This is a genomic window from Pseudomonas sp. R62 (assembly GCF_000257605.1).
GTDB classification, from domain to species: Bacteria; Pseudomonadota; Gammaproteobacteria; order Pseudomonadales; family Pseudomonadaceae; genus Aquipseudomonas; species Aquipseudomonas atacamensis.
The window spans coordinates 3,215,307-3,216,619 of the sequence record NZ_JH635998.1; the positions used below are offsets into that span (position 1 = coordinate 3,215,307).

Annotated in this window: 2 protein-coding genes; both read left to right on the forward strand. The window is 62.9% G+C overall.

Translation table 11 applies throughout. The annotated features are described in order from the left end of the window. On the forward strand, positions 1-696 hold a 696-nt coding region (locus OQK_RS15530), incomplete at its 5' end, for a hypothetical protein (protein WP_016773191.1). Beyond that, the gene (gene rimI, locus OQK_RS15535) at positions 689-1,141 is read left to right on the forward strand and encodes a ribosomal protein S18-alanine N-acetyltransferase (protein WP_016773192.1); all 453 of its coding nucleotides are present in this window, start codon (positions 689-691) and stop codon (positions 1,139-1,141) included. The genes OQK_RS15530 and rimI, both read left to right, overlap by 8 nt. Positions 1,142-1,313 lie beyond the last annotated feature (172 nt).

Consider the following 1,313-nt stretch of genomic DNA (forward strand, 5'->3'; position numbering starts at 1 on the left):
TCGCGGCCCGAGCTGTTGGAGATACCCGAGCCTGAGCTTGAGGTGCCGGTTGCTCCGGCGCCTCTGGCTGAAGCACCGGCGCAGCCTGCCGCGCGTCAGGTCGAGCGGCCGAAAATCGAGGTGCCGCGTCCGTCGCTGGCCAGTACCCGCAACGGCGCCAAACCGGTGGAGGAAGTCGACGACACGCCGGTGGTGGTCAAGCCTGCACCAGTCCCGCCGCCGCGGTTCGCCCTGCAACTGCTGCGCGCCGGGCGCTGCCTGCTGCTGGTCGAGTTACCCACAGGCGAAGCGTTTCAGAGTCGCGATCCGGCCTACCTGCTGCTCAAGGACATGCTGCGCGCCGCCGGTCTGCCGGATGCGCCGCAAATCGTCGGCGAACCTGTGCGCTGGCCGTGGCTCAATCGCGGCACGCTGGATCAAGGCCCGGAAGCGGCGCGCGACTTCGTGCAGGGTTTTCTCTCGGTGCAAATGGAAGCGGCGCCCTGCGCCTGTCTGTGGCTGATCGGCCTGCCAGCGGTGAAGTTTGCCGGGGAAGCGGACGCCGAAGCGTTCAATCGTGAATTGCAGATCGAAGGTCTGGGCCTGGCCTGGGCGATTCCCGGTCTGGAACTGTTAATGGAAGAGCCACAGCGCAAGGCCGCTGTGTGGCAAGCCATGCGTCGGCTGATGGCGCGCTGGAAACAATCCGATGAGTGAGGCTGTAACCTTTCGCCCGATGACCGAGGCGGATCTGGACGCTGTGTTGAAGATCGAATACGCCGCGTACAGCCATCCGTGGACCCGGGGGATTTTTCTCGATGGCCTGGGCAAATACCAGATCTGGCTGATGTTCGAAGGGCAGCAGCAGGTGGGCCACGGTGTGGTGCAGATCATTCTTGATGAGGCGCACCTGCTCAATATCACCGTCAAGCCGGAAAATCAGGGGCGCGGGTTGGGCCTGACGTTGCTTGAGCATTTGATGTCGCGTGCGTATGCGGCTGAGGCTCGGGAGTGTTTTCTTGAAGTGCGCGACAGCAACACGGCTGCGTTCAAGTTGTATGAGCGGTATGGCTTCAACGAGATCGGCCGGCGTCGCGATTATTATCCGGCGGTGGGTGGGCGTGAGGATGCGGTGGTGATGGTCTGTACCCTGGTTGACTGATCGACCTTGAAAGCTTCGCGAGCAGGCTCGCTCCCACATTGGATTTTGTAACCATCCCTGAACCTGTGGGAGCGAGCCTGCTCGCGAACGCGTCAGATCAGGCGCCTCTTATCTCCGCTTGCCATCCAGCGGATCCAGATCCGCCAGTTCCGCCTCATCCAGCCCGTCACCG

Excerpts from the sequence above, each read along its gene's own strand:
- rimI (WP_016773192.1), top strand. The coding sequence starts at position 689 with ATGAGTGAGGCTGTAACCTTTCGCCCGATGACCGAGGCGGATCTGGAC.